The organism is Arthrobacter sp. NQ7 (assembly GCF_029581595.2).
GTDB classification, from domain to species: Bacteria; Actinomycetota; Actinomycetes; order Actinomycetales; family Micrococcaceae; genus Arthrobacter; species Arthrobacter phenanthrenivorans_B.
Genome location: NZ_JARFXU020000001.1, coordinates 365460 through 386161, shown reverse-complemented (window position 1 = coordinate 386161; position 20702 = coordinate 365460). Strand labels below are relative to the sequence as shown.

Sequence of the window (20702 nt, the reverse complement as noted above, 5' to 3'; positions counted from 1 at the left end):
CAGGACTAGGGTAAGTCCTAGGCTAACCCCGCCTTCGAGAGGAGAAGCAGCCATGGTCAACGTCCAGACGGACATCCACATCAACAGGCCGCGCGCCGACGTGGCGGGCTTCGCGGCGGACCCGGACAACGCCCCCCGGTGGTACGTCAACATCCATTCCTCGCAGCGGCTGGACGGCGGCCCGTTGGGCACGGGCTCAAAGGTGGCCTTCACCGCGAAGTTCCTGGGGCGGGAGCTCAACTACACCTACGAGTTCGTGGAGTACGTCCCGGGTGAAAAGCTGGTGATGCGCACGGACCAGGGACCGTTTCCCATGCAGACCACCTACACGTGGACGGACGACGGCGGCGGGACCCGGATGACCCTGGGCAACAGCGGGAGCCCCTCGGGTTTCTCCCGGCTGGCCGGGCTGGTCATGGAGCCGATGATGCGCCGCGAGAACCGGAAGGACCTGGAGCGGCTCAAGGCGATCCTCGAGGGACGGCAGTAGGCCCCGGCCCTGGACACGACAAAACCGCGGCTTGTTCGCGTGTCCGTCCCTTGAAGGTTCGGATCTGCGAACAAGCCGCGGTTTCGGGGGCAGGACCTAGATGCTGTAGCGCTCGTCCTCGTGGTCGCCCGGGTGGTCCTTGACCAGGCCGGCGGCCAGCGTGTTGCCGTCCAGCGGATCGATCACCAGGAACGCACCGGTGCGGCGGTGGTGCAGGTAGTTCTCCAGCGGCAGCGGTGCGGCGAGCCGGAGCTGCGCGTGGCCGATGTCGTTCAGTTCCAGGGTGGACGCCGGCTCCAGCTTGAAGGAGGCCAGGTCCAGCTTGCCGGTGACGTTGCGGACCATCGCCTGCACGGTACGGGTGCCGTGCTTGACCAGCACCTTCTGGCCTTCCCGGAGGGGCTTGGGCGAGAGCCAGCAGAGTGCCGCGTACAGATCCGCGGAGGCTTCGCGGACGGTGCCGGCAGCAGCGATGGTGTCTCCGCGCGCGACGTCGAACTCGTCCGCCAGCCGGATGGCCACGGACTGCGGCGCGGCGGCTTCCTCAAGGGAGGCACCGGAGAAGTCGATCCCCACCACGGTCGTGGTGCGCGGGTCCTGACCGGGAGTCAGGACGGAGACCTTGTCGCCCACCTTCACGGAACCTTCAGTGATCTGGCCGGCGTAGGCGCGGTAGTCACGGAAGGCCTCAACGTCCAGGCCCGCGGCCACGGCGTCCGGTGCGAGGGCACCCTGCGGCCGGATGACCAGCTGCACGGGGAAGCGGAAGCTTTCCAGGTGGCTTTCCAGCTCGTCGGCCGCCGGGAGGGTTTCGAGGACCTCGAGCAGGGCCGGCCCGGTGTACCAGGGGGTGCGCTCGGAGCGGTCCACCACGTTGTCGCCGTCGAGGGCGGACACGGGGATGACAAGCAGGTCGCTGATGCCGTCGGAGCCCAGGCCCAGTTCGCGGCCCACCTGCTGCACGTCGGCTTCGATGTCGCGGAACACGGATTCGCTGAAGTCCACCAGGTCGATCTTGTTCACGGCCACGATCACGTGCGCCACGCGCAGCAGCTGCAGCACGGACAGGTGCCGGCGGGTCTGCTCCAGGACGCCCTTGCGGGCGTCGATGAGCACGACGACGGCATCCGCGGTGGAGGCGCCCGTCACCGTGTTCTTGGTGTACTGCACGTGCCCGGGGCAGTCGGCCAGGATGAAGCTGCGGCGGTCCGTGGCGAAGTAGCGGTAGGCCACGTCGATGGTGATGCCCTGTTCGCGCTCGGCGCGCAGGCCGTCGGTCAGCAGGGCCAGGTCGATTCCGCCCTTGTCTCCGCCGAAGCCGCGGTCGGCCGAGGTGCGGGCGACGGCGTCGAGCTGGTCGGCGAGGATGGCCTTGGAATCGTGGAGGAGGCGGCCCACCAGGGTGGACTTGCCGTCGTCGACCGATCCTGCGGTGGCGAACCGGAAGAGGGTGGTGGGCAGGGCTTCGTTGATGGATTCGGCCGGAATCTCAGAAATCGTGGTCATTAGAAGTACCCGTCCTTCTTGCGGTCTTCCATGGCGGCCTCGGAGATGCGGTCATCTGCGCGGGTGGCGCCACGTTCGGTCAGGGTGGAGGCGGCGACTTCAACCACGACGTCGGACACCGTAAACGCGTTGGACTCGACGGCGCCGGTGCAGGACATGTCGCCCACCGTGCGGTAGCGGACGGTCTTGGTGATGACTTCCTCATCCGGGCGGGGCTGGGACACCTCGCCCACGGCGCGCCACATGCCGTCGCGGGCGAAGACCTCGCGCTCGTGGGCGTAGTACAGGCCGGGAAGTTCAATGTTCTCGCGCTCGATGTAGCGCCAGATGTCCAGCTCGGTCCAGTTGCTGATGGGGAACGCACGGACGTGCTGGCCCACGGTGTGGCGGCCGTTGTAGAGGTTCCACAGCTCGGGGCGCTGGTTGCGCGGGTCCCACTGGCCGAACTCGTCACGGAGGCTGAGGATGCGCTCCTTGGCGCGGGCCTTGTCCTCGTCGCGGCGGCCGCCGCCGAAGACGGCGTCGAACTTGTTCTGCTGGATGGCGTCCAGCAGCGGGACGGTCTGCAGCGGGTTGCGGGTGCCGTCGGCGCGCTCGGCGAGTTCGCCGCGGTCGATGAACTCCTGCACGGAGCCCACCACGAGCTTCAGGCCCAGGCGCTCGACGGTGCGGTCGCGGAAGTCGATGACCTCGGGGAAGTTGTGCCCGGTGTCCACGTGCAGCACGGGGAACGGCACCTTGCCCGGCCAGAACGCCTTGGTGGCCAGGTGCAGCATCACCACGGAGTCCTTGCCGCCGGAGAACAGCAGCGCGGGCTTCTCGAACTCGGCAACAACCTCGCGGATGATGTGAATGGCTTCGGATTCGAGGGTGTCCAGGCTGGACAGGCGCGTGGTTACGGCGGTGTCAGTCACCTGGGTCTCCTCGGAAAGGGATGTGCTCATACGTGAAGTCCGCATTCTGTCTTGTCGGTTCCTGCCCAGCGGCCGGCGCGGGGGTCTTCGCCGGGCGCCACCTTGCGGGTGCAGGGCTGGCAGCCAATGGAGGGGTAACCCTGCGAGAGCAGCGGGTTGACGGGGAGGAGGTTGTCCTCGGAGTACTGGACCAGCTGGTCGAAGGTCCAGGCTGCCATCGGGTTGACCTTGACCAGCCCGTTCTTCTCGTCCCAGGTGATCAGCGGGGTGTTGGTGCGCGTGGGGGCTTCGTCGCGGCGGACGCCGGTGAACCAGAGTTCGTAGCCGGCAAGGGTCCGCTGCAGCGGGGCCACCTTGCGGAGGGCGCAGCACTGGGCGGCGTCCCGGGCGAAGAGGTCCTTGCCCAGCAGCCGGTCCTGCTGCTCCACGGTGTTCTCCGGCAGCACGTCCACCACGTTGACGCGGAGGTTCGCGGCCACCTCGTCACGCGTGGCGTAGGTTTCCGGGAAGTGGTAGCCGGTCTCCAGGAACAGGACGTCGACGCCGGGCATCTGGTCCGCCACCAGGGCGGGCAGGACGGCGTCGGCCATGGAGCAGGCGACGGCGACCGCGGGCAGGTCGAAGTTGCGCTCCACCCAGGCGATGACGTCGCGGGCGGGGGCGTCCCAGCCGAGCTCGGCGGCGCCGGCTTCGGCGAGGGCCTTCAGCTCTTCGACAGGGCGCTTGGCCGGTGCGGGTGCGAGATGCTTTGCCATTACTGCAGTGCCTCCTCGTCTGCTGCGTGGGCCCATTCGGCGAAGGTCTGGCCTTCGGCGCGGTCGGCGACGAACCGGCGCACCACGCGCTCCACATAGTCGGGCAGGTCGTCGACGTAGACCTTCAGGCCGCGCACGGTGCGGCCCAGGCCGGCTTCCTCGCGGTCGTTGTTGGCCAGCCCGCCGCCCAGGTGGACCTGGAAACCCGGGGAGGGATCGCCGTCGGGCGTTGGCAGCATCATGCCCTTGAGGCCGATGTCCGCGGTCTGGATGCGGGCACAGGAGTTGGGGCAGCCGTTGATGTGCAGCGACAGTGCCTGCGGCAGCTGGCCGGAGCCGGCGAGGTCGGCCAGGCGGCGTTCCAGCTCGGCGACGGCGGTGGCGGCCGTGTACTTGGTCTCCACAATGGCCAGCTTGCAGTACTCGATGCCGGTGCAGGCGATGGTGCCGCGGCGGAACACGGACGGCCGGGCGGACAGGCCAAGGGTGTCCAGCTCGGTGATGAGCGGCTCCACCTGGTCCTTCTCGACGTCCAGCACCACAATCTTCTGGTGCGGAGTGGTGCGCAGGCGGTAGGAGCCGCGGGCCTCGAGGGTGTCGGCGAGCTTGACCAGGGCGGCGCCCGAGAGCCGGCCGGCGATGGGGGTGGCGCCGATGAAGAACTTGCCGTCCTTCTGCTCGTGCACGCCCACATGGTCGCCGGGAGTGGCCGGCTTAGGGGCGGCGGGACCGTCGGCCAGCTTGTAGCCCAGGTATTCGTCCTCCAGGATCTGGCGGAACTTTTCCGGGCCCCAGTCGGCCAGCAGGAACTTCAGGCGGGCCTTGGTGCGCATGCGGCGGTAGCCATAGTCCCGGAAGATGCTGGTGACGCCCAGCCACACGTCTGCGGCCTGGTCCGGCTGGACGAAGGCGCCCAGGCGCTTGCCGAGCATCGGGTTGGTGGACAGCGCGCCGCCCACCCAGAGGTCGTAGCCAACGCCGAGCTCGGGGTGACGGACCCCCACGAAGGCGCAGTCGTTGATCTCGTGGACCACGTCCTGGCTGGGGTGCCCGGTGATCGCGGTCTTGTACTTGCGCGGCAGGTTGGACAGCAGCGGGTTGCCGATGAACCGCTCCCCCAGCTCGGCGATGAGCGGGGTGGGGTCGATGATCTCGTCCTTGGCGATGCCGGCGACGGGCGAACCCAGGATGACGCGGGGCACGTCGCCGCAGGCCTCGGTGGTGGACAGGCCCACGGACTCCAGCCGGTTCCAGATCTCGGGGATGTCCTCCACGCGGATCCAGTGCAGCTGGATGTTCTGCCGGTCCGTGAGGTCGGCGGAGTCCCGGGCAAAGTCCACGGAAATCTGGCCGATGACGCGCAGCTGCTCGGTGGTAAGGGCACCGCCGTCGATCCGCACGCGCAGCATGAAGTACTTGTCCTCAAGCTCGTGCGGCTCAAGCGTTGCGGTCTTGCCGCCGTCGATCCCGGGCTTGCGCTGGGTGTAGAGGCCCCACCAGCGGAAACGGCCGTGCAGGTCCTGGCCGGGGATGGCGTCGAAGCCTTCCTTGGCGTAGATGGTCTCGATACGCTCGCGGACGTTCAGGCCGTCGTCTTCCTGTTTCCAGGTTTCGTTGGCGTTCAGCGGCGTCTTGCCGTCCACTTTCCACTGCCCGTGCGGTTTTGCAGCGGGGCGGGACGGGCGTGCGGGGCGCTTGGCGGCAGCGGAGTCCGCCGACGCTCCGGCTAGAGCTGTATCAGTCATGCATCGACTGTAGGGCGACGCCGAATAGCGTCACAAAGGCCCGGAAACGCTAAGTCACCTAGGGAAATATTTCGTCACGAAACGCCGGACGGCCTTGAAGAAGCCTCCCTGCTGTGCATCGGCGGGCACCTCGATGGGGGCTGCGGCGGGAGCCGCGGGGGCGGCCTGTCCGGGGGCCTCGGCGGGGGTTGAATTCATCCGGGCGACGGCGGCGTCGTACCTATCCAGTGCAATTTCGGCCAGCACGCGGGAGGGCAGCAGCGGCGCGGTCACGACGTCGGCACCCGCCTTGGCCAGCTGGTCGTGGAAGAAGCCCGGCGCCAGGAAGTACGAGGCAACCACCACGCGCCCGCCGACGTCGACCGCCCCTGCGGACTCCCCCGCCCCGGCACCCCCGGCAAGTTCCTCGCGAAGCATGGCGACGGCGTCGGGCACGGACGGCTTGGCGGACGCACCGTAGGCGGCCACGATGCGGTTGGACCGCAGCTCCCGCAGCTGGCCCACCAACTCCTCCACGCTGACGGCGGCGTTCGGGTTGGAGGAGCCGGCCGCGGCCAGCACGATGACGTCGTTGTCCGTGGTGCCGGCCTCCCGCAGCCGCTGGTCCAGCAGTTGGGCGAGCCGCGGGTCGGGACCCAGCGGCGCGGCGGCCGCACTGCCCGGACGGCTCTTCACGGCACGGGCAATATCCACTTTCACGTGGTAGCCAACGCTCAGCAACAAAGGAACCACGACGGCGGGTTCCCCGCCCGGCAGGCCCGCCACCACGTCCACCAGGTCGGGCTGCTGGACGTCCACATACGCCTCCCGGACATCCAGTCCGGGGCGGAGTTCGGCGATGGCGGCGCGCAGGGCGTTGACCTCCGCGGCTCCCTGTGTGTTGGACGTCCCATGGGCGCAGGCGATCATGATGGGGCTGTTCATAGGGGTTAGCGTAACGTTGGAGCCGCCCTGTCCGCCCTCTTTGAATTGCCGGGACGCTCCATGACATTCGCCTTTGACAACTCCCCGGTGTGGCTGGATCTGCTGGGCGTGTTCTTCTTTGCCGTCTCGGGCTCGCTGCTGGCCGCGCGGAAGCAGATCGATATTGTCGGATCCCTGCTGCTGGCCTCCCTGGTGGGGCTTGGCGGCGGCGTGATCCGCGACATCATCCTTGCCGTGGTTCCCGCAGCCTTCACCAACCCCGCGTATCTGGTTCCGCCGCTGCTGGCCACCGTGCTGGTGTTCTTCCTGTTCTCCAGCGTCCAGCGCTACACGTCGCTGCTGGTCCTGTTCGACGCCGCCGGCCTGGCGCTGTTCTGCATGACCGGCACGCTGAAGGCGCTGGCCACGGGGTTGAATCCGGTGGCTTCGGTGCTGCTGGGAGTAACGACGGCGGTGGGCGGTGGCCTGCTGCGGGACATTACCGCCAACGAGGTTCCGGAACTGTTCAACCCCAAGGACATTTATGCCCTGCCCGCGTTCCTGGGCTCCTTGTTGACGGCGATCCTGTGGGTTTTCGGCGTGTTCAACGTCCTCACGGCGGCAGGCATCGCGGCCGTGGTTTTCACGTTCCGGGTGCTTGCCTGGCGGCGCTCCTGGCAGGCGCCCCTCGCGGTGCGTGGCTGGCAACGCCGGGCGGCCGATCCGGGCCTCTGAGGGTTCGGCGCGATGTCATTTTGGGGCCCTCCGGATTGGCTAGGATATGAGCATGACTGACATGTTCCTCGAGAAGTTCCGTGCGCTTGTTCCGAAGTATCTCGAGGATGAATGGCAGGAAGAGGACGGCCTGACGCCCGAGGAGCTGGACAAGGCCCTCGCCGACCACCAGTTCCAGATCCCGCTGGTCCTGCGCGAGTTCTACCTCGCCCTGGGCGGCTGCGAGGACCTGATGGAGGCGTACCACTACTTCTGGGACCCCGAGGAGCTCGAGGTCGATGACGAGGGCTTCCTGATGTTCCTCGAGGATGAAGAGGAACAGTTCACCTGGGGCTTCCGCGTAGGCGACCTCGGCGTCCCTGACCCCATCGTGTACCGGCGCAACAATGCCCGCGGCCAATGGAAGTCCGAGGAAGGGACCTTCTCCGAGTTCGTCTTCGACATGTTCGAGTGGGCGTTCGAGGACGAAGAGGAAGAGTAAGGGGCTTCCTTCTCTGGGCCCGCTGCCTTCAGCGTAAATGCGTCATCTATAGGTCATTTCAGGATCAGGCCTCCGGGATTGCAGGGGTTCACACCCTCTGCTGGCCTATAAATTACGCAAACGTGTTGCCGTCCCGGTTGTTCGTTGGCCTTCGCCACCTGCGCAACACCGCCTGGACTTCTGCCACCATGGCGTCGGGACGGTGGATGACGTCGTCATAGTAATAGCGCAGCACCAGGTAGCCCCCGATGATGCTTTGGTTGTTGCGGCGTTGGTCCCGCTTGACGGATTTTGGTTCGAAGTGGGTTGAACCATCTGTCTCCACCACCAGGCACTCCTCCACCAGGAAGTCCACTTCGCCTACTCCTGCGATGTAAACATGCCGCCGGAGCCGCAGTCCGGCGCGAGCAAAGTGGACATTTGCAAGTACCTCAAGCACGGAGTCCGCTCGGGGAATCACCAGGTCCAGCACCGATCGTGCCCGCCCGTTCCGGCGCCCCTGGCAACGCCCGTAAAGGAAATCAAGCGCGATGTCACCGCGGCCCACAGCCGACTGCACCATCACCAGCGCCTCAAGCTCCGGCAGGCAATGCAGCGCATGCAAAAGGACGTCTGCCAGACCCAATGCAGGCAGCCAGGAATGGCGCGGATGTTTGGGGCGGCCGTGGTCAATGACGCCAGGCGTATGTACGGGGTGGCTCCGGCTGACATGCAGGACGGCTGGATCGCCGAGGGTCCACAGGTCGTAGATCGGCGCTGCGGATAGACAAGTGAGCCGCCCGCCGGCGGCCACAGCCCGGACAGCGCGTTTGTCGCCGGGCAGCGAGTACACACCCCGCCTGATTTTCAGCACGAGGCCAAGAGCTACCGCCCGGCCCACCTTGGTACGCGTGAAGCCGGCCTTATGCAGCTCCAGCGATCGAGCAGCTCCGCCGCGCCTGGCCAGGTAGTCGCAGATATCCATCCTTCATCGTGCGTGGGGGGAGCACTCGCGGGAGCAGAGGGATGTGTCCATGTGGATAAGCGACAACGAAGCGGCCGACCCGTTGTGCGTAATTTACGCGGCGCAGCAAATCGAGGGTGCGCGTAAATACGGGGCTGGCACCTCGCGGCGAAGCCATAAGTAACGCATTTGGGGTAGGACCTCCCCCGCGAAAACTCTTTGACAGGGGAGTTACACGGGGACTTGCGTATTGTGACAAAGCTGTCATAAGCTATTCACGGATCCGCTAAACGCCTCCGGCGGGTCTGATGCGAACGGAGAGACAGCCCCGGTTCACAGCAGCTTCGGTTGCTGCGGACCGGGGCTGTCCCGTTAACGCCCCATCCATCGATTGCTCCGTAGTTGTCGTTATGGCGCGTCAAAACGACAACTACAGAGCAATCGATGAAGAGAAGAAGCCCGGCCCCACCTGGACAACCAAGGGAACCGGGCTCCTGACAGACCCAATCAGCTGGCGCGGTCCACCACGGCCAGCGCGAAGTTGGACAGCGACTCCTTGACCACGCCCTCGGGCAGCGGAGCCAGGGCGGCGATGGCCTCGTCGGCCCAGCGGCGCGCCACCACCCACGACTCTGCCGTCACGGGGTGCTCGCGGAGGCCGGCGACAGCGGCGGCGAGGGCCTCGTCCGAGGACAGGTCGCCGTCGATGAGCCTCAAAAGGTCGACGGCGGACTGGTCGCCGTCGGCGGCTGCCTTGCGCAGCAGCAGCACCGGCAGGGTGGGAACTCCTTCGCGCAGGTCGGTTCCCGGGGACTTGCCGGACTTGACCTTGACGCCGGTGACATCGATGACGTCGTCGGCCAGCTGGAAAGCCACGCCCACCTTCTCGCCGTATTCCACCAGGATGTCCTCGAAGGCCTCGTCGGCGCCGGAGAAGATGGCACCGAACTGGCCGGAGGCCGCCACCAGCGAACCGGTCTTGTCCGCGATCACCGACAGGTAGTGCTCCACCGGGTCCTCGTCCGGCCGGGGGCCGACGGTTTCGTGCAGCTGGCCCAGGCACAGGCGCTCGAAGGTGCGGGCCTGGATTCCGAGTGCCCGGCCGCCAAGCTCGGACACCAGGATGGACGCGCGGGCAAAGATCAGGTCCCCGGTGAGGACGGCCACGGAGTTGCCCCACACCTCGTGGGCAGTCGGCGCTCCGCGGCGGAACGGGGCGGAGTCCATGACGTCGTCGTGGTAGAGGGTGGCCAGGTGGGTCAGTTCAACCACGACGGCGGCCTGCACCACCGCAGGCAGGGACGCGTCGCCGAGGTGGGCGCAGAGCAGCGTCAGCAGCGGCCGGATACGCTTGCCGCCGGCTTCCACCAGGTGGCGCGACGTTGCGTCAGCCAGGGGATCCGAGTTGGCGATGGCTTCGCGGAGCTTCTTCTCCACCTTGGCCAGGTTGGTGGTGATGGCAGGGCCCAGTTCATCGTCCGCTGCGATGGCCGCGAAGCCGGCCGGCAGCTGGAGTCCCGTGGCGATGGCCGTGGTGTTGAGGCTGGGTTCGGAGTCCGGCAGGCCGTGCCCGGCGTGCGTCCAGCTGTGGTCTGCGGATTTGGTCACGGGTTAACCCTAACTTTTTGTTGCGGATACCGCTGGTTCGGAGCTGACGGGGTATTGGATGTGGCCGGAACCAGCGATTCCAGGACGCGGATCACCCGGTCCTCGAAGCCTTTCGCGGAGCTGTCCGTGAGGTTCGCCAGGAGCCGCACCACGAACCGCATCAGCACGGGGATGGGCATTCCGGTCCGCAGGGCCAGCTTCATGACGGCGGGCTTGCCGATCAGCGCGGCGAAGGCCCGGCCGAGGGTGAAGTGCGATCCCCACTGGTCCCGCACGTAGTCCGCGTACCGCGCAAGGTGCGCGTCGGCGTCGTACGTTCCGCCCGAAGCAGCCATGCGTGAGGAGGCGTCGATGATGAACTCCGCGGCGAAGCGGGCCGACTCCATGGCGTAGGAGATGCCCTCGCCGTTGAACGGGGACACCATGCCGCCGGCGTCGCCGATCAGGAGGAGCCCGGGTGAGTAGTGCGGCGTGCGGTTGAAGCCCATGGGCAGGGCGGCACCGCGGATTTCGCCCACCTGGTTTTCCGGCGTGAAGCCCCAGTCGGCGGGCATGCCGGCGGTCCATTCGCGCAGGACCTGCTTGTAGTCGAGCTTGCCGAATTCCTTCGAGGAGTTGAGGATGCCCAGGCCTACGTTGGAGGTGCCGTCGCCCACGCCGAAGACCCAGCCGTAGCCAGGCAGCAGCTTGCCGTCCCGGCCGGGGAGCTCCAGCCAGCCCTCCATCCAGTCGTCGTTGGTGCGCGGGGACGTGAAGTAGGTGCGGACGGCGACACCCAGCGGGCGGTCGTCGCGCTTCTGGAGCCCCATGGACACGGCGGTGCGGGTGGAGTTTCCGTCGGCAGCGAGCACGACGTCGGCGGGAAACTCGAGCGTCTCCCCCGTCTTGCGCCCGGACTCATCAAGGAGCGCTGCGCGGACCCCGGTGACGCGGCCGGCGTCGTTTGTCAGGGCATCGGTGACGCTGTGCCGCTCAAGGATGGTGGCACCGGCGGCCTGTGCGTGCCGGGCCAGTTCCTCGTCAAAGCCCAGGCGGGTGCGGATGAGCCCGTACTGCGGGAAGTCGGACACCTCGGGCCAGGGCAGTTCGATGGTGCGGCCGCCGGCGATGAGGCGCAGGCCCTTGTTCCGGCGCCAGCCGTCGTTCTCGGGGTGCGGCAGGCCGAGCTTCTGGATCTCGCGCACGGCACGGGGCGTCAGGCCGTCGCCGCAGACCTTCTCCCGCGGAAACGACGTCTTCTCCAGGACCGTGACGTCCAGGCCGGCCTTGGCGAGGTAGTACGCGGCGGTGGACCCGGCGGGACCGGCGCCGACAATCAGAACCTTCACAGGTCAGCGGACGATGTTGCGGCGCAGCTTGGCCACCGGGCCCTTGTGCGCGGCGATGGCGGCAGCGGCGCCGTTGGATGCCGAATTCGCGGGCTTGAACGCGCGGTGGACCGCCACGATGCCGCCGGTGAGGTTGCGGTAGGTGACATTCTCCCAGCCGCTTTCCTGCAGCCAGGCGGCCAGGTGGTCCTGGTCCGGCCAGGCGCGGATTGACTCGGCGAGGTAGACGTAGGCGTCCGGGTTGGAGGCGACTTTGGTGGCGATGGCGGGCAGCGCGCGCATCAGGTACTCGGTGTACATGGTGCGCCACAGCGGGACCACGGGCTGGGAGAACTCGGCGATGACCAGGCGGCCGCCGGGCTTGGTGACGCGCAGCATTTCCTGCAGCGCCTTCCTGGGCTCGTTGACGTTGCGCAGGCCAAAGGAGATGGTGGTCGCATCGAACGTATTGTCCGCGAACGGCAGGTTGGTGGCATCCCCTGCAACGAAGTTGATGTCCGGCCGCCGGCGCTTGCCCACCTTGAGCATGCCAAGGGAGAAGTCACAGGCCACTACATCTATGCCGGCGTCGGCATATGGCTCGCTGGAGGTACCGGTGCCGGCCGCGAGGTCCAGGACGCGCTGGCCCTTGGAGACTTCCATCGCGTCCACCACGATCTTCCGCCAGCGGCGGGTTTGCCCCATGGAGAGGACATCGTTGACGACGTCGTATTTCGGTGCGACGTCGTCAAACATCGTGGCTACTTCGTCCGGACGCTTATCCAAGGATGCTCGGTTCACCATGACATTGTCTCAAATGTTCCCGGAGGTCCTGACCAGCCCCGCCAGGAATGGATCCCTACTGGGTTCTATCCAGGCCACACAGTAAAACTCAGCAGAACACAGTAAGTTGGAGCAATCATGACGAGCACGCTCCGCACCTTGACATTTCCCCTCAACGGACACCAATACTCCGGGGGACTGCCCTCGTTTCTGGTCCGGGACGACGTCCTCTGCTGGAGCCGCCGCGAAGCCGGACTGGCAGGCTTTGGTGAGACCGCGCGCTTCACCGCCACTGGTCCCGACCGGTTCCTGGAGGCCGACATCTGGTGGCGGCACCTGGTCCTGGAAGCCGAGGTGACCGACTCCGTGGAGCTGCCCGGGACCGGTCCGGTGGCGTTCGGCTCCTTCGCTTTTTCCAAGACCTCCGCCCATGAGTCCCGGCTGATCGTGCCGGAGATCGTGGTGGGCGTGCGTGACAACCAGGCCTGGCTCACCCAGCTGACGTTCGACGACGGCCCCCTCACCGAGGAGACGGCCCTCGCCGCCCTGGACAGGTGGCTTGGCAGTGGTGCCGCCGGCACTCCGGTCACCGAAGGAACCGGCGAAGGCGCGGGTGAAGGCGCGACGGCGGCAGCGGACTCCGCCGGGGACGGCACCAGGGTGAGCGTGCCCGGCACGGCGGGGGGCGCCGTCGTACGCCCGCTCCGGCTGGCGGCCGGCGCGACACTGCATACCGGATCGCTCAGCGAGGAAGCCTGGATGGACGCCGTGGCCGCCGGGGTTGCCGAGATCCGCACGGGCGCGCTGGAGAAGCTGGTGCTGGCGCGGGACGTAGTGGCAACCATTCCTGCCGGCGTCCATGCCGCGGATGTGCTGCGCGAGCTCGCCGCCCGGTACCGCGAATGCTGGACCTACGGCGTGGACGGGCTCGTGGGAGCGACGCCGGAAATGCTGATCCAGGTGGAGGGGCGCACGGCGCAGGCCCGGGTTCTCGCCGGCACCCTGGACCGCCGGGACGCCCACGGCGAGGACGGCGCACCGATGGATTACGCAACGCGGGTCCTGGCCGGCTCCGAGAAGCAGCGGCATGAGCATGAGATCGCCATCCAGTCGCTGACCAGGCAGCTGGCGCCCTTCTCCGAGGCCATGAACGCCCACGATGAGCCCTTCATCCTGGAGCTGCCCAACGTCTGGCACCTGGCCTCGGACGTCAAGGCGGAACTCACCGAGGTGGAGGGCCACGTGCCCACCTGCCTTGCCCTGATCAACGCACTGCACCCTACGGCGGCAGTCTGCGGAACACCCACGCTGGTGGCGGGCGAGCTGATCCGGAAGCTGGAGCACCTGGACCGCGGCCCCTACGCCGGGCCGGTGGGGTGGCTGGATGCGGCAGGCAACGGTGAGTGGGGAATCGCGCTTCGCGGCGCCGTGATCGAATCCCCCGAGACTGTCCGGCTGTATGCCGGCTGCGGCATCGTGGACGGTTCGCAGCCGGAGGCCGAGCTCGCGGAGACGTGGGCCAAGTTCCGGCCGATGCTTGAATCGCTGGGCATCAGCAGCTGAAGTTTTACCCCTATCCGGGCGATGAGTCTGGGATGACAGACTATTCCCTTCCTTGAAGGCTTGATTTTGCCCCCGATACAGTTATCCAATAGTGAAACTTAGTTGCGTGTGACGTACCTCTCTTGTTGAGCGTTACACTATAAGCCGCGTTAGTACCTCATAGCCCCTGCAACAAAAGGTAAGAAATGCAGACTCCCCGTACCCTCCTGGGCACTTCCAAGCTGACTGCCGCCACCATGATCGCCATCAGCGCCCTGGCCCTCTCAGCATGCACGAACGCCTCGGAAACGGGCCCCTCCAGCGCGGCCACTTCATCCGGCAGCGCGGCCGCCAGCTTTGACCCCACCACCGTCAAGAAGGACGATGCCCTGGCCGCAATGGTTCCGGATGCCATCAAGTCCAAGGGCACCATCACAGTGGGCTCGGACACCAGCTACGCCCCTGCTGAGTTCCTCGGTCCGGACGGCCAGACGCCTGTTGGCTACGACGTTGACATTGCCAAGGCCATCGGAGCCACCCTGGGTCTCAAGGTCCAGGTGCAGACTGCAGAGTTCACCGGCATCCTCCCGGCCCTTGGCCCCAAGTATGATCTGGGCATCTCCTCGTTCACCATTAACCCGGAGCGCCTCGGCGCGGTGAACATGGTCAGCTACTTCAACGCCGGCACCGCCTGGGCCGTCAAGAAGGGAAACCCCAACAAGTTCTCCCTGGATGATGTTTGCGGCAAGTCCATCGGCGTGCAGACCGGCACCGTCCAGGAAGACCCGGACCTCGCCGACCGCAACAAGAAGTGCGTCGCCGACGGCAAGAAGCCCATCGACATCGTCACCCTGAAGAACCAGACGGATGTCACCACGCGCCTGGTCAACGGCAGCATCGACGCCATGGCAGCGGACTCCCCCATCATCGGCTACGCCCTGACCCAGACCAACGGCCAGCTGGAGAAGCTGGGCGACGTCTACGATTCCGCTCCGCAGGGCATCGCCGTGGCCAAGGCTGACACCGCCTGGGCAGAGGTCATCCAGAAGACCGTCACCAAGCTGATGGAAGACGGCTCCTACAAGAAGATCCTCGAAGGCTGGGGCAACTCCGAAGGCGCCATCTCCAAGTCCGAAGTTAACCCGGCGGTCAAGTCTTGAGTTTTCGGGTAACCGACGACAAGTCAGGTGTTCACATGCACGGGCAGCATAAGGACGAGGCACCGGTACTGAACAATCCGGTACCGGTCCGCCACCCCGGCCGCTGGGTCAGCGCTGCCGTCATCCTCCTCCTGGTTGCAGGTTTCCTGCAGAGCATGTTCACCAACCCCAACTTCCGTTGGGACGTCGTGGGCACCTACATCCTGGACGTCAAGGTTGTCCAGGGTGTGGGCTGGACGCTGTTGCTGACTGTCGCTTCCATGGTTTTGGCCATCGTCCTGGCCATTCTCCTGGCGGTGATGCGGCAGTCCGACAATCCGGTGTTCCGCTGGACCAGCTGGGTCTGGGTGTGGTTCTTCCGCGGCACCCCTGTCTACACGCAGCTGGTGTTCTGGGGACTGGTGACGGTTCTCTATCCTGCGATCACGCTGGGGATCCCGTTCGGACCGGAACTGTTCAGCTATGCACTCTCGGATCCCAGCAAGGGTCTGATTCCTGCCATCCTCGGTCTTGGCCTGAACGAATCGGCCTACCTCGCGGAAATCTTCCGGGCCGGCCTCAAGTCGGTTGACAAGGGGCAGCAGGAAGCCGCCGAGGCGCTCGGCATGTCCAAGGGCAAGATCATGTGGCGGATTATCCTGCCGCAGGCCATGCGGATCATCGTTCCGCCCACAGGCAACGAGACCATCGGCATGCTGAAGACCACTTCCCTTGTCCTCGCGGTCCCGTTCACCCTGGACCTGACGTTTGCCACCAATGCACTGGCAAACCGTATCTACCTTCCCATCCCCCTGTTGATCGTTGCGGCATTCTGGTACCTCCTGGTGACCAGCCTCCTCATGGTGGGCCAGCACTACCTTGAGGCCTACTACGGCAAGGGCGTGGACAACCTCGCCCCGGCGGCGGTGAATCCTGCCGCGGCCAAGGCAGCCGGTGCCGGCGCAGATGCCCAGCACTCGATGAAGACGGACTTCCCCGAGGAGAGTGCACGATGACGGTCACAGCAGAAATGCCGCTGGTCAAGATTGAGGGCCTCCATAAGTACTACGGGCACCACCATGTGCTCCGGGGTATCGACATGACGGTCAAGCAGGGCGAGGTGTCGGTGGTGATCGGTCCTTCCGGGTCCGGCAAGTCCACCATGCTTCGCTGCGTCAACCTGCTGGAGACCATCAGCGCAGGGCGGATCTCCGTAGGCGGCCAACTGATCGGCTACCGCGAGGTCAACGGCAGGCTCCACGACCTCAAGACCAAGGAGATCGCGGCCCAGCGCCGCGAGATCGGCATGGTGTTCCAGCGGTTCAACCTGTTCCCGCACAAGACGGCGCTCCAGAACGTCATGGAAGCACCAATCCATGTGAAGGGACAGTCGAAGTCCGAGGCCCAGAAGCGTGCGCTTGAGCTTCTGGACCGCGTGGGCCTCGGTGACCGTTCCGGCCACTACCCGTCCCAGCTCTCCGGAGGACAGCAGCAGCGGGTAGCCATCGCCAGGGCCCTGGCCATGGAGCCCGAACTGATGCTCTTCGACGAGCCCACGTCGGCGCTTGACCCGGAACTGGTGGGTGACGTGCTGAACGTGATGAAAGACCTGGCAAAGTCCGGCATGACCATGATCGTGGTGACCCATGAGATCGGCTTCGCCCGCGAAGTGGGCGATACCCTGACCTTCATGGACGGCGGCGTGGTGGTGGAATCGGGCGATCCCCGCGAGATCATCGCCAACCCGCAGCACGCACGGACCAAGGAGTTCCTCGGCCGCGTGCTCTGACGCCCCGCTAATTCATTTTCGACACGCAAATGCCCTGTCGCTACCGGCATATCGGTAGCGGCAGGGCATTTCCGCGTCAGCGGCTAGTTTGCGCGTCGGCAGCTACTGCCCGGCCAGCACGCCCTCGACGGCGGCGGCCACCGCTTCCTTGATCCGGGCGTGGAGTTGCCGGAGGTGCCGGCGGTCCGTGCGGACCTCCACGATGGTGCGCCCCTGCACAGGCTGGCCCAGCGCTTCGGCGAGTCCCGCCGTCGTGCTGACCAGTGAATGGCCGACGCCGTACGCTGCGGCGAGTGCCGCGATGTCCGCCGAGTGCGGGGTTCCGAAGAGGCGTTCGACGGCGTCCCCGTAGCGGCCGCCCTCCTCGACTCCCCCGTGCTCGAGCAGCCCGAAGATGGCACCGCCGGAATCGTTCAGGACCACGATCCGCAGGTCCGGCTGTTCTTCACCCGTGCCGAGGAGGAGCCCGCCGGCATCGTGCAGGAAAGTCACGTCGCCCATCAGCACCGTAGTTTCCTGCCGGCCGCCCAGCGCGATGCCGGTGGCGGTGGAAACAGTGCCGTCGATGCCGGCCAGGCCTCGGTTGGCGTACACGGTGGCGGCGGGATCCGGAGCGGGCAGCCCGGCCAGATCGACGTCCCGGATGCCGTTCGAGGACCCGAGCAGCAGCTGGCCGCGCGCATGCTTCCAGACCAGGGACGCGACCGAGGGACCGGTGGCGGCCGCCCCCGCGGATACCACCTGGTCCAGCGCGTGCTGCGCGGCCGAGCCGGCCAGGAGCCAGGTGTCCAGCCAGGCCGGGGTCCCGCGCCCGGCGAATTCGGCGAGGTCGGCCAGGTTTTCCAGCGGCAGTTCCGTACGCCGTCCGGGTTCGTACCAGGCCACGGGCACTGGCTGGTAGAGGGCTGACTCGATATCGGCCCGGGCCAGGAGGGCAGCCACGGGGCGGGACAGCGTGGGCCGGCCGAACAGCACCACACGCTCGATCGGCTGCGCCGAGCCGGACCCGAAATGCTCCAGCAGCAGCCGGTAAGGCCCCAGCGCGTTCGGTCCAAAGCGGGCATTGGAGGATGGTTCAGCGAGCAGCGGCAGGTTATGGGCGCGGGCGAAGGCCTCGGCGACCGGCCCGGCGTCGTGCCCCGCCAGCACCACCGTCCGCCGCTCCGGCATGGAATCGGGGGCCGGCGGCAGGTTCATGACCAGCGGCTCGGTGCCCACCCGGTAGCGCTGACGCTCCACCACATCCGGCAGCCCCTCGCCCGCGGAGGGAACCAGGGGGTCGCGGAACGCGAGGTTGAGCTGCACCGGGCCCGGCGGCAGGTCGGGGAACGCTCCGGTGGCTGCCGAGATGGCAGTCTGGACGGCGCGTTCGGGGCTGGTCCCGGCAGGAACGTCGGCGGCGAACCGGACCTGCTCGCCGAAGAGGTCCGGCTGCACGGTGGTCTGGTTGGCGCCCGTCCCGCGCAGTTCCTCGGGCCGGTCCGCAGACAGGACGATCAGCGGCACGGCGGCGTGGTTGGCTTCCATCACCGCGGGCATCAGGTTCCCGACGGCGGTCCCGGACGTGGTGAGCGCGGCGGCCGGCGACCCGGTGGACAAGGCCAGGCCCAAGGCCGTGAAGCCGGCGGACCGCTCGTCAATGCGGACCAGCAGCTCAACGCGGCCGGCCGCCGAAGCCTCGGCCAGCGCGTACGCCATCGGGGCCGACCGCGAACCCGGCGACACCACCACGTGCCGCACGCCGCCGTCGAGCAAAACCTCGACGGCGATCCGCGCCGCAGCCAGCGCGCTCAGTTCAGGCGCGTCCACCTCGGGGACATTCGGTGCAGATTCGTTCGGCAAAGTCACCCAACCAGTCTGCCACCCCCCGACGCCCCATCACTTCCTGCCGCAAAACACCCGACGCCCCATCACCTCCTGCCGCTGTGGACCGGAAGGTGATGGGGCGTCACCGAAAAGCCCACGGAAGGTGATCGGGCGTCCGGGAGGTTAGCCGCGGAACACCTGGACCACGGCGGGACGGGGCGCGCGCACCATGCCCGGTGCCGGCGTCGTGCCTGCCGGGACGTAGTCCGGGAAGAAGGAGTGCGGAGCCTCGAAGGTGCCTTCCTCGCCCGGGTGCTGGACGGAGACGAACACGGTGCGCTCGTCATCGCGGATGACCGGGCCGCAGGTTTCGGCGTCGCGCGGGACGGACAGGAACTGCTCCACCTTGCCGCGCTCGGCGCCGTCCAGGGTCACTTTGAAGAGGCCATCGTTGTAGCCGATGCCGGAGGGGGCGCCGTCGGTGGAGATCCAGAGGTTGCCCACGGAGTCGAACGCCACGTTGTCCGGGCAGGAGATGGGCGAGACCTTGTCCGCCGGGTAGCCGGAGAAGTAGGTGACATCGCCCTGCGCCGGATCGCCGCAGACCATCAGGAGGGTCCAGTTGAACTTGGTGGACGTCTGGTCGCCGGTTTCGGTGATTTCCACGATGTGGCCGTCGCGGTTCTGCGTGCGCGGGTTGACCTCCGTGGCGCCTTCCTTGGTGCCGGTGCCGCGGTCGGAGTTGTTGGTGCAGACAACGTAGACCTTGCCGGTGTGCAGGCTGGGCTGGACGTCCTCGCAGCGGTCCATCTTGGTGGGGCCCACCTTGTCCGCAGCCAGGCGGGTGTACACCAGGACCTCTTCGACGGACATGCCGGGAACCGCGGACTTGCCGCCGACCACCAGCGGCAGCCACTCGCCGGTGCCGTCAAAGGCCCCGTCCGAGGGGAGCGCCCCGGTTCCGGTGATTTCTGCTGCCGGTGAGTTGCCGGTGAACTTGGCGACGTAGAGGTCGCCCTCGGACAGCAGGTTCATGTTGTGCCTGCGGTCGCCCTCACGGTACTTGTCCGCCGAGACGAACTTGTAAAGGTAGTCGAACTTCTCGTCGTCGCCCATGTAGGCCACCACGTGGCCGGATTCGGCCACGATCACATTGGCGCCCTCGTGCTTGAAGCGGCCCATTGCAGAGCGCTTCTTGGGCGTGGAGGTGGGGTCGAACGGGTCGACTTCCACGATCCAGCCGAAGCGGTTGGCTTCGTTTTCGTAGCCGGCGTTGCGGGTGTCGAAGCGGGGGTCATCGAGTTCCCACTGGCGGGCGGTGGGCTTGGCGGTGAGGCCGTAGCGCTTGTCGGTGGCGGAGGTGCCGCCGGCAACGAAGTAGCCGTTGAAGTTCTCCTCGCCGGAGAGGATGGTTCCCCACGGGGTGGTGCCGCCGGAGCAGTTGCCGAATGTGCCCTTGATGGCGCGGCCGGACGGGTCGGCCACAGTCTTGACCAGCGCGGAGCCGGCAACGGGGCCGGTCAGTTCGTAGGTGGTGTCCGAGAGGTAGCGCCGGTTGAGCGGCGCACCCTTGACGTAGCTCCACGGCTTGGTGGTGTTCTGGCGCTCCAGTTCCACCACGGCCAGGCCGTGCGCGGCGCGGCCGATGGCACGGGTTTCCACGGGGTCGTAGCCGGCGGGCACCATGATGTTTTCGTTGGTGTACTCGTGGTTGGTGAACAGCACGGCGCGGCGGCCCTTGCTCCCCGGGATTTCCACGATGTCCGTGTAGTCGTTGTTGTAGCCGAACTGGCGGGCCTGGGCGGCGGCGGTCTGGTTGTTCAGGTCGAAGTCAGGCGAGTCGGCGAACAGCGGGTCGCCCCAGCGGATGATTGGCTGCCAGGTGAAGCCCTCCGGCACCGTGAACGCGTCAACGGCCTTGTCGACGGGCTTGATCGCGGTGAACTGCAGCTTGGAGTTTCCGAAGCCTTCCTTGGCGGCTTTGGACAGGCCCGCGGCGGAGGCAGGTTGGGCGGAGCTTACGGCTGAACCGAGGGCGACGGCGAGGGCACCGGCGGCGCCCAGGCCCAGGGCGGCGCGCCGGGACAACGTGGTGGAGGCGATGTCGCGGAAGTAGCTGTTGGAACTGGTGTTGCAAACATCGCCGGCGCAGGCGTTGTCGCATTTGAGCGCGCAGGTGACGGGGCTGCGCTTGCCCTTGGTATGGCCAAGCATGGGCAGCAGGGTGAACTTGCGGGCAGTTTCAGACATGGGAAC

The 20702-nt window shown here is 66.9% G+C and carries 18 protein-coding genes; 7 read left to right on the top strand and 11 right to left on the bottom strand.

Translation table 11 applies throughout. The annotated features are described in order from the left end of the window. Positions 1 to 52 precede the first annotated feature (52 nt). Positions 53 to 490 carry an SRPBCC family protein gene (locus PUN71_RS01815; protein WP_277797148.1) on the top strand — a complete coding sequence of 146 codons (438 nt, stop codon included), beginning with the start codon at positions 53 to 55 and terminating at the stop codon, positions 488 to 490. A gap of 96 nt (positions 491 to 586) precedes the next feature. On the opposite strand, the gene PUN71_RS01810 is transcribed toward PUN71_RS01815, so the two are convergent. Genes PUN71_RS01810 through PUN71_RS01790 form a run of 5 tightly spaced genes read right to left on the bottom strand, consistent with a single transcriptional unit; the run spans position 587 to position 6334 of the window. Beyond that, positions 587 to 1996, bottom strand: coding sequence for a sulfate adenylyltransferase subunit 1 (locus PUN71_RS01810; RefSeq protein WP_277797147.1), 1410 nt, complete (start codon positions 1994 to 1996; stop codon positions 587 to 589). Continuing rightward, positions 1996 to 2940, bottom strand: a complete 945-nt coding sequence (gene cysD / locus PUN71_RS01805) for a sulfate adenylyltransferase subunit CysD (protein ID WP_043449136.1) — start codon at positions 2938 to 2940, stop codon at positions 1996 to 1998. Before cysD ends, PUN71_RS01810 begins: the two co-directional genes overlap by 1 nt. Beyond that, entirely contained in the window at positions 2937 to 3665 is a 729-nt protein-coding gene (locus PUN71_RS01800) for a phosphoadenylyl-sulfate reductase (protein WP_277797146.1), read from the bottom strand. Before PUN71_RS01800 ends, cysD begins: the two co-directional genes overlap by 4 nt. Continuing rightward, positions 3665 to 5410, bottom strand: coding sequence for a nitrite/sulfite reductase (locus PUN71_RS01795; RefSeq protein ID WP_277797145.1), 1746 nt, complete (start codon positions 5408 to 5410; stop codon positions 3665 to 3667). The genes PUN71_RS01800 and PUN71_RS01795 overlap by 1 nt, the downstream gene beginning before the upstream one ends. Before the next feature lie 54 nt (positions 5411 to 5464). Beyond that, on the bottom strand, positions 5465 to 6334 hold the full coding sequence (locus PUN71_RS01790) for a sirohydrochlorin chelatase (RefSeq protein ID WP_277797144.1): 870 nt from the start codon (positions 6332 to 6334) through the stop codon (positions 5465 to 5467). 60 nt (positions 6335 to 6394) lie between these two features. Between PUN71_RS01790 and PUN71_RS01785 the strand changes: the two genes are divergently transcribed. Together PUN71_RS01785 and PUN71_RS01780 are read left to right on the top strand one after the other, a co-directional pair. Beyond that, positions 6395 to 7048 carry a trimeric intracellular cation channel family protein gene (locus tag PUN71_RS01785; protein ID WP_043449146.1) on the top strand — a complete coding sequence of 218 codons (654 nt, stop codon included), beginning with the start codon at positions 6395 to 6397 and terminating at the stop codon, positions 7046 to 7048. Positions 7049 to 7100: 52 nt separating this feature from the next. After that, positions 7101 to 7529 carry a hypothetical protein gene (locus PUN71_RS01780; RefSeq protein ID WP_043449149.1) on the top strand — a complete coding sequence of 143 codons (429 nt, stop codon included), beginning with the start codon at positions 7101 to 7103 and terminating at the stop codon, positions 7527 to 7529. Between the two features lie 112 nt (positions 7530 to 7641). Here the strand turns inward: PUN71_RS01780 and PUN71_RS01775 are convergent, their stop codons facing one another. The 4 genes from PUN71_RS01775 to PUN71_RS01760 form a co-directional block, all read right to left on the bottom strand. Continuing rightward, complete coding sequence (locus PUN71_RS01775; RefSeq protein ID WP_277797143.1) at positions 7642 to 8493, bottom strand: DUF559 domain-containing protein; 852 nt, start codon at positions 8491 to 8493, stop codon at positions 7642 to 7644. 486 nt (positions 8494 to 8979) lie between these two features. Beyond that, positions 8980 to 10080, bottom strand: coding sequence for a polyprenyl synthetase family protein (locus tag PUN71_RS01770; RefSeq protein ID WP_043449154.1), 1101 nt, complete (start codon positions 10078 to 10080; stop codon positions 8980 to 8982). Beyond that, positions 10077 to 11408: a geranylgeranyl reductase family protein gene (locus tag PUN71_RS01765; protein ID WP_277797142.1), complete on the bottom strand. Its 1332-nt coding sequence runs from the start codon at positions 11406 to 11408 to the stop codon at positions 10077 to 10079. Before PUN71_RS01765 ends, PUN71_RS01770 begins: the two co-directional genes overlap by 4 nt. Positions 11409 to 11411: 3 nt before the next feature. Beyond that, positions 11412 to 12188, bottom strand: a complete 777-nt coding sequence (locus PUN71_RS01760; protein ID WP_277797141.1) for a demethylmenaquinone methyltransferase — start codon at positions 12186 to 12188, stop codon at positions 11412 to 11414. A gap of 120 nt (positions 12189 to 12308) precedes the next feature. On the opposite strand from PUN71_RS01760, the gene PUN71_RS01755 reads away from it, so the two are divergent. The 4 genes from PUN71_RS01755 (at position 12309) to PUN71_RS01740 (ending at position 16640) form a co-directional block, all read left to right on the top strand. Beyond that, a complete protein-coding gene (locus PUN71_RS01755; RefSeq protein ID WP_277797140.1) occupies positions 12309 to 13733 on the top strand; it encodes an isochorismate synthase in 1425 nt (474 codons plus the stop codon). 185 nt (positions 13734 to 13918) lie between these two features. Then, positions 13919 to 14872 (top strand): ABC transporter substrate-binding protein, encoded by a 954-nt coding sequence (locus tag PUN71_RS01750; RefSeq protein ID WP_043449165.1) that lies wholly within the window; start codon positions 13919 to 13921, stop codon positions 14870 to 14872. Between the two features lie 35 nt (positions 14873 to 14907). Continuing rightward, entirely contained in the window at positions 14908 to 15867 is a 960-nt protein-coding gene (locus tag PUN71_RS01745; RefSeq protein WP_277797139.1) for an amino acid ABC transporter permease, read from the top strand. Next, positions 15864 to 16640 (top strand): amino acid ABC transporter ATP-binding protein, encoded by a 777-nt coding sequence (locus PUN71_RS01740; RefSeq protein WP_043449170.1) that lies wholly within the window; start codon positions 15864 to 15866, stop codon positions 16638 to 16640. Before PUN71_RS01745 ends, PUN71_RS01740 begins: the two co-directional genes overlap by 4 nt. Positions 16641 to 16742: 102 nt before the next feature. Here PUN71_RS01740 and menD read toward each other — a convergent pair whose 3' ends face one another. Further along, positions 16743 to 18482, bottom strand: a complete 1740-nt coding sequence (gene menD, locus PUN71_RS01735) for a 2-succinyl-5-enolpyruvyl-6-hydroxy-3-cyclohexene-1-carboxylic-acid synthase (protein WP_502859874.1) — start codon at positions 18480 to 18482, stop codon at positions 16743 to 16745. A gap of 147 nt (positions 18483 to 18629) precedes the next feature. After that, positions 18630 to 20696: a PhoX family protein gene (locus PUN71_RS01730; protein ID WP_277797137.1), complete on the bottom strand. Its 2067-nt coding sequence runs from the start codon at positions 20694 to 20696 to the stop codon at positions 18630 to 18632. Positions 20697 to 20702 lie beyond the last annotated feature (6 nt).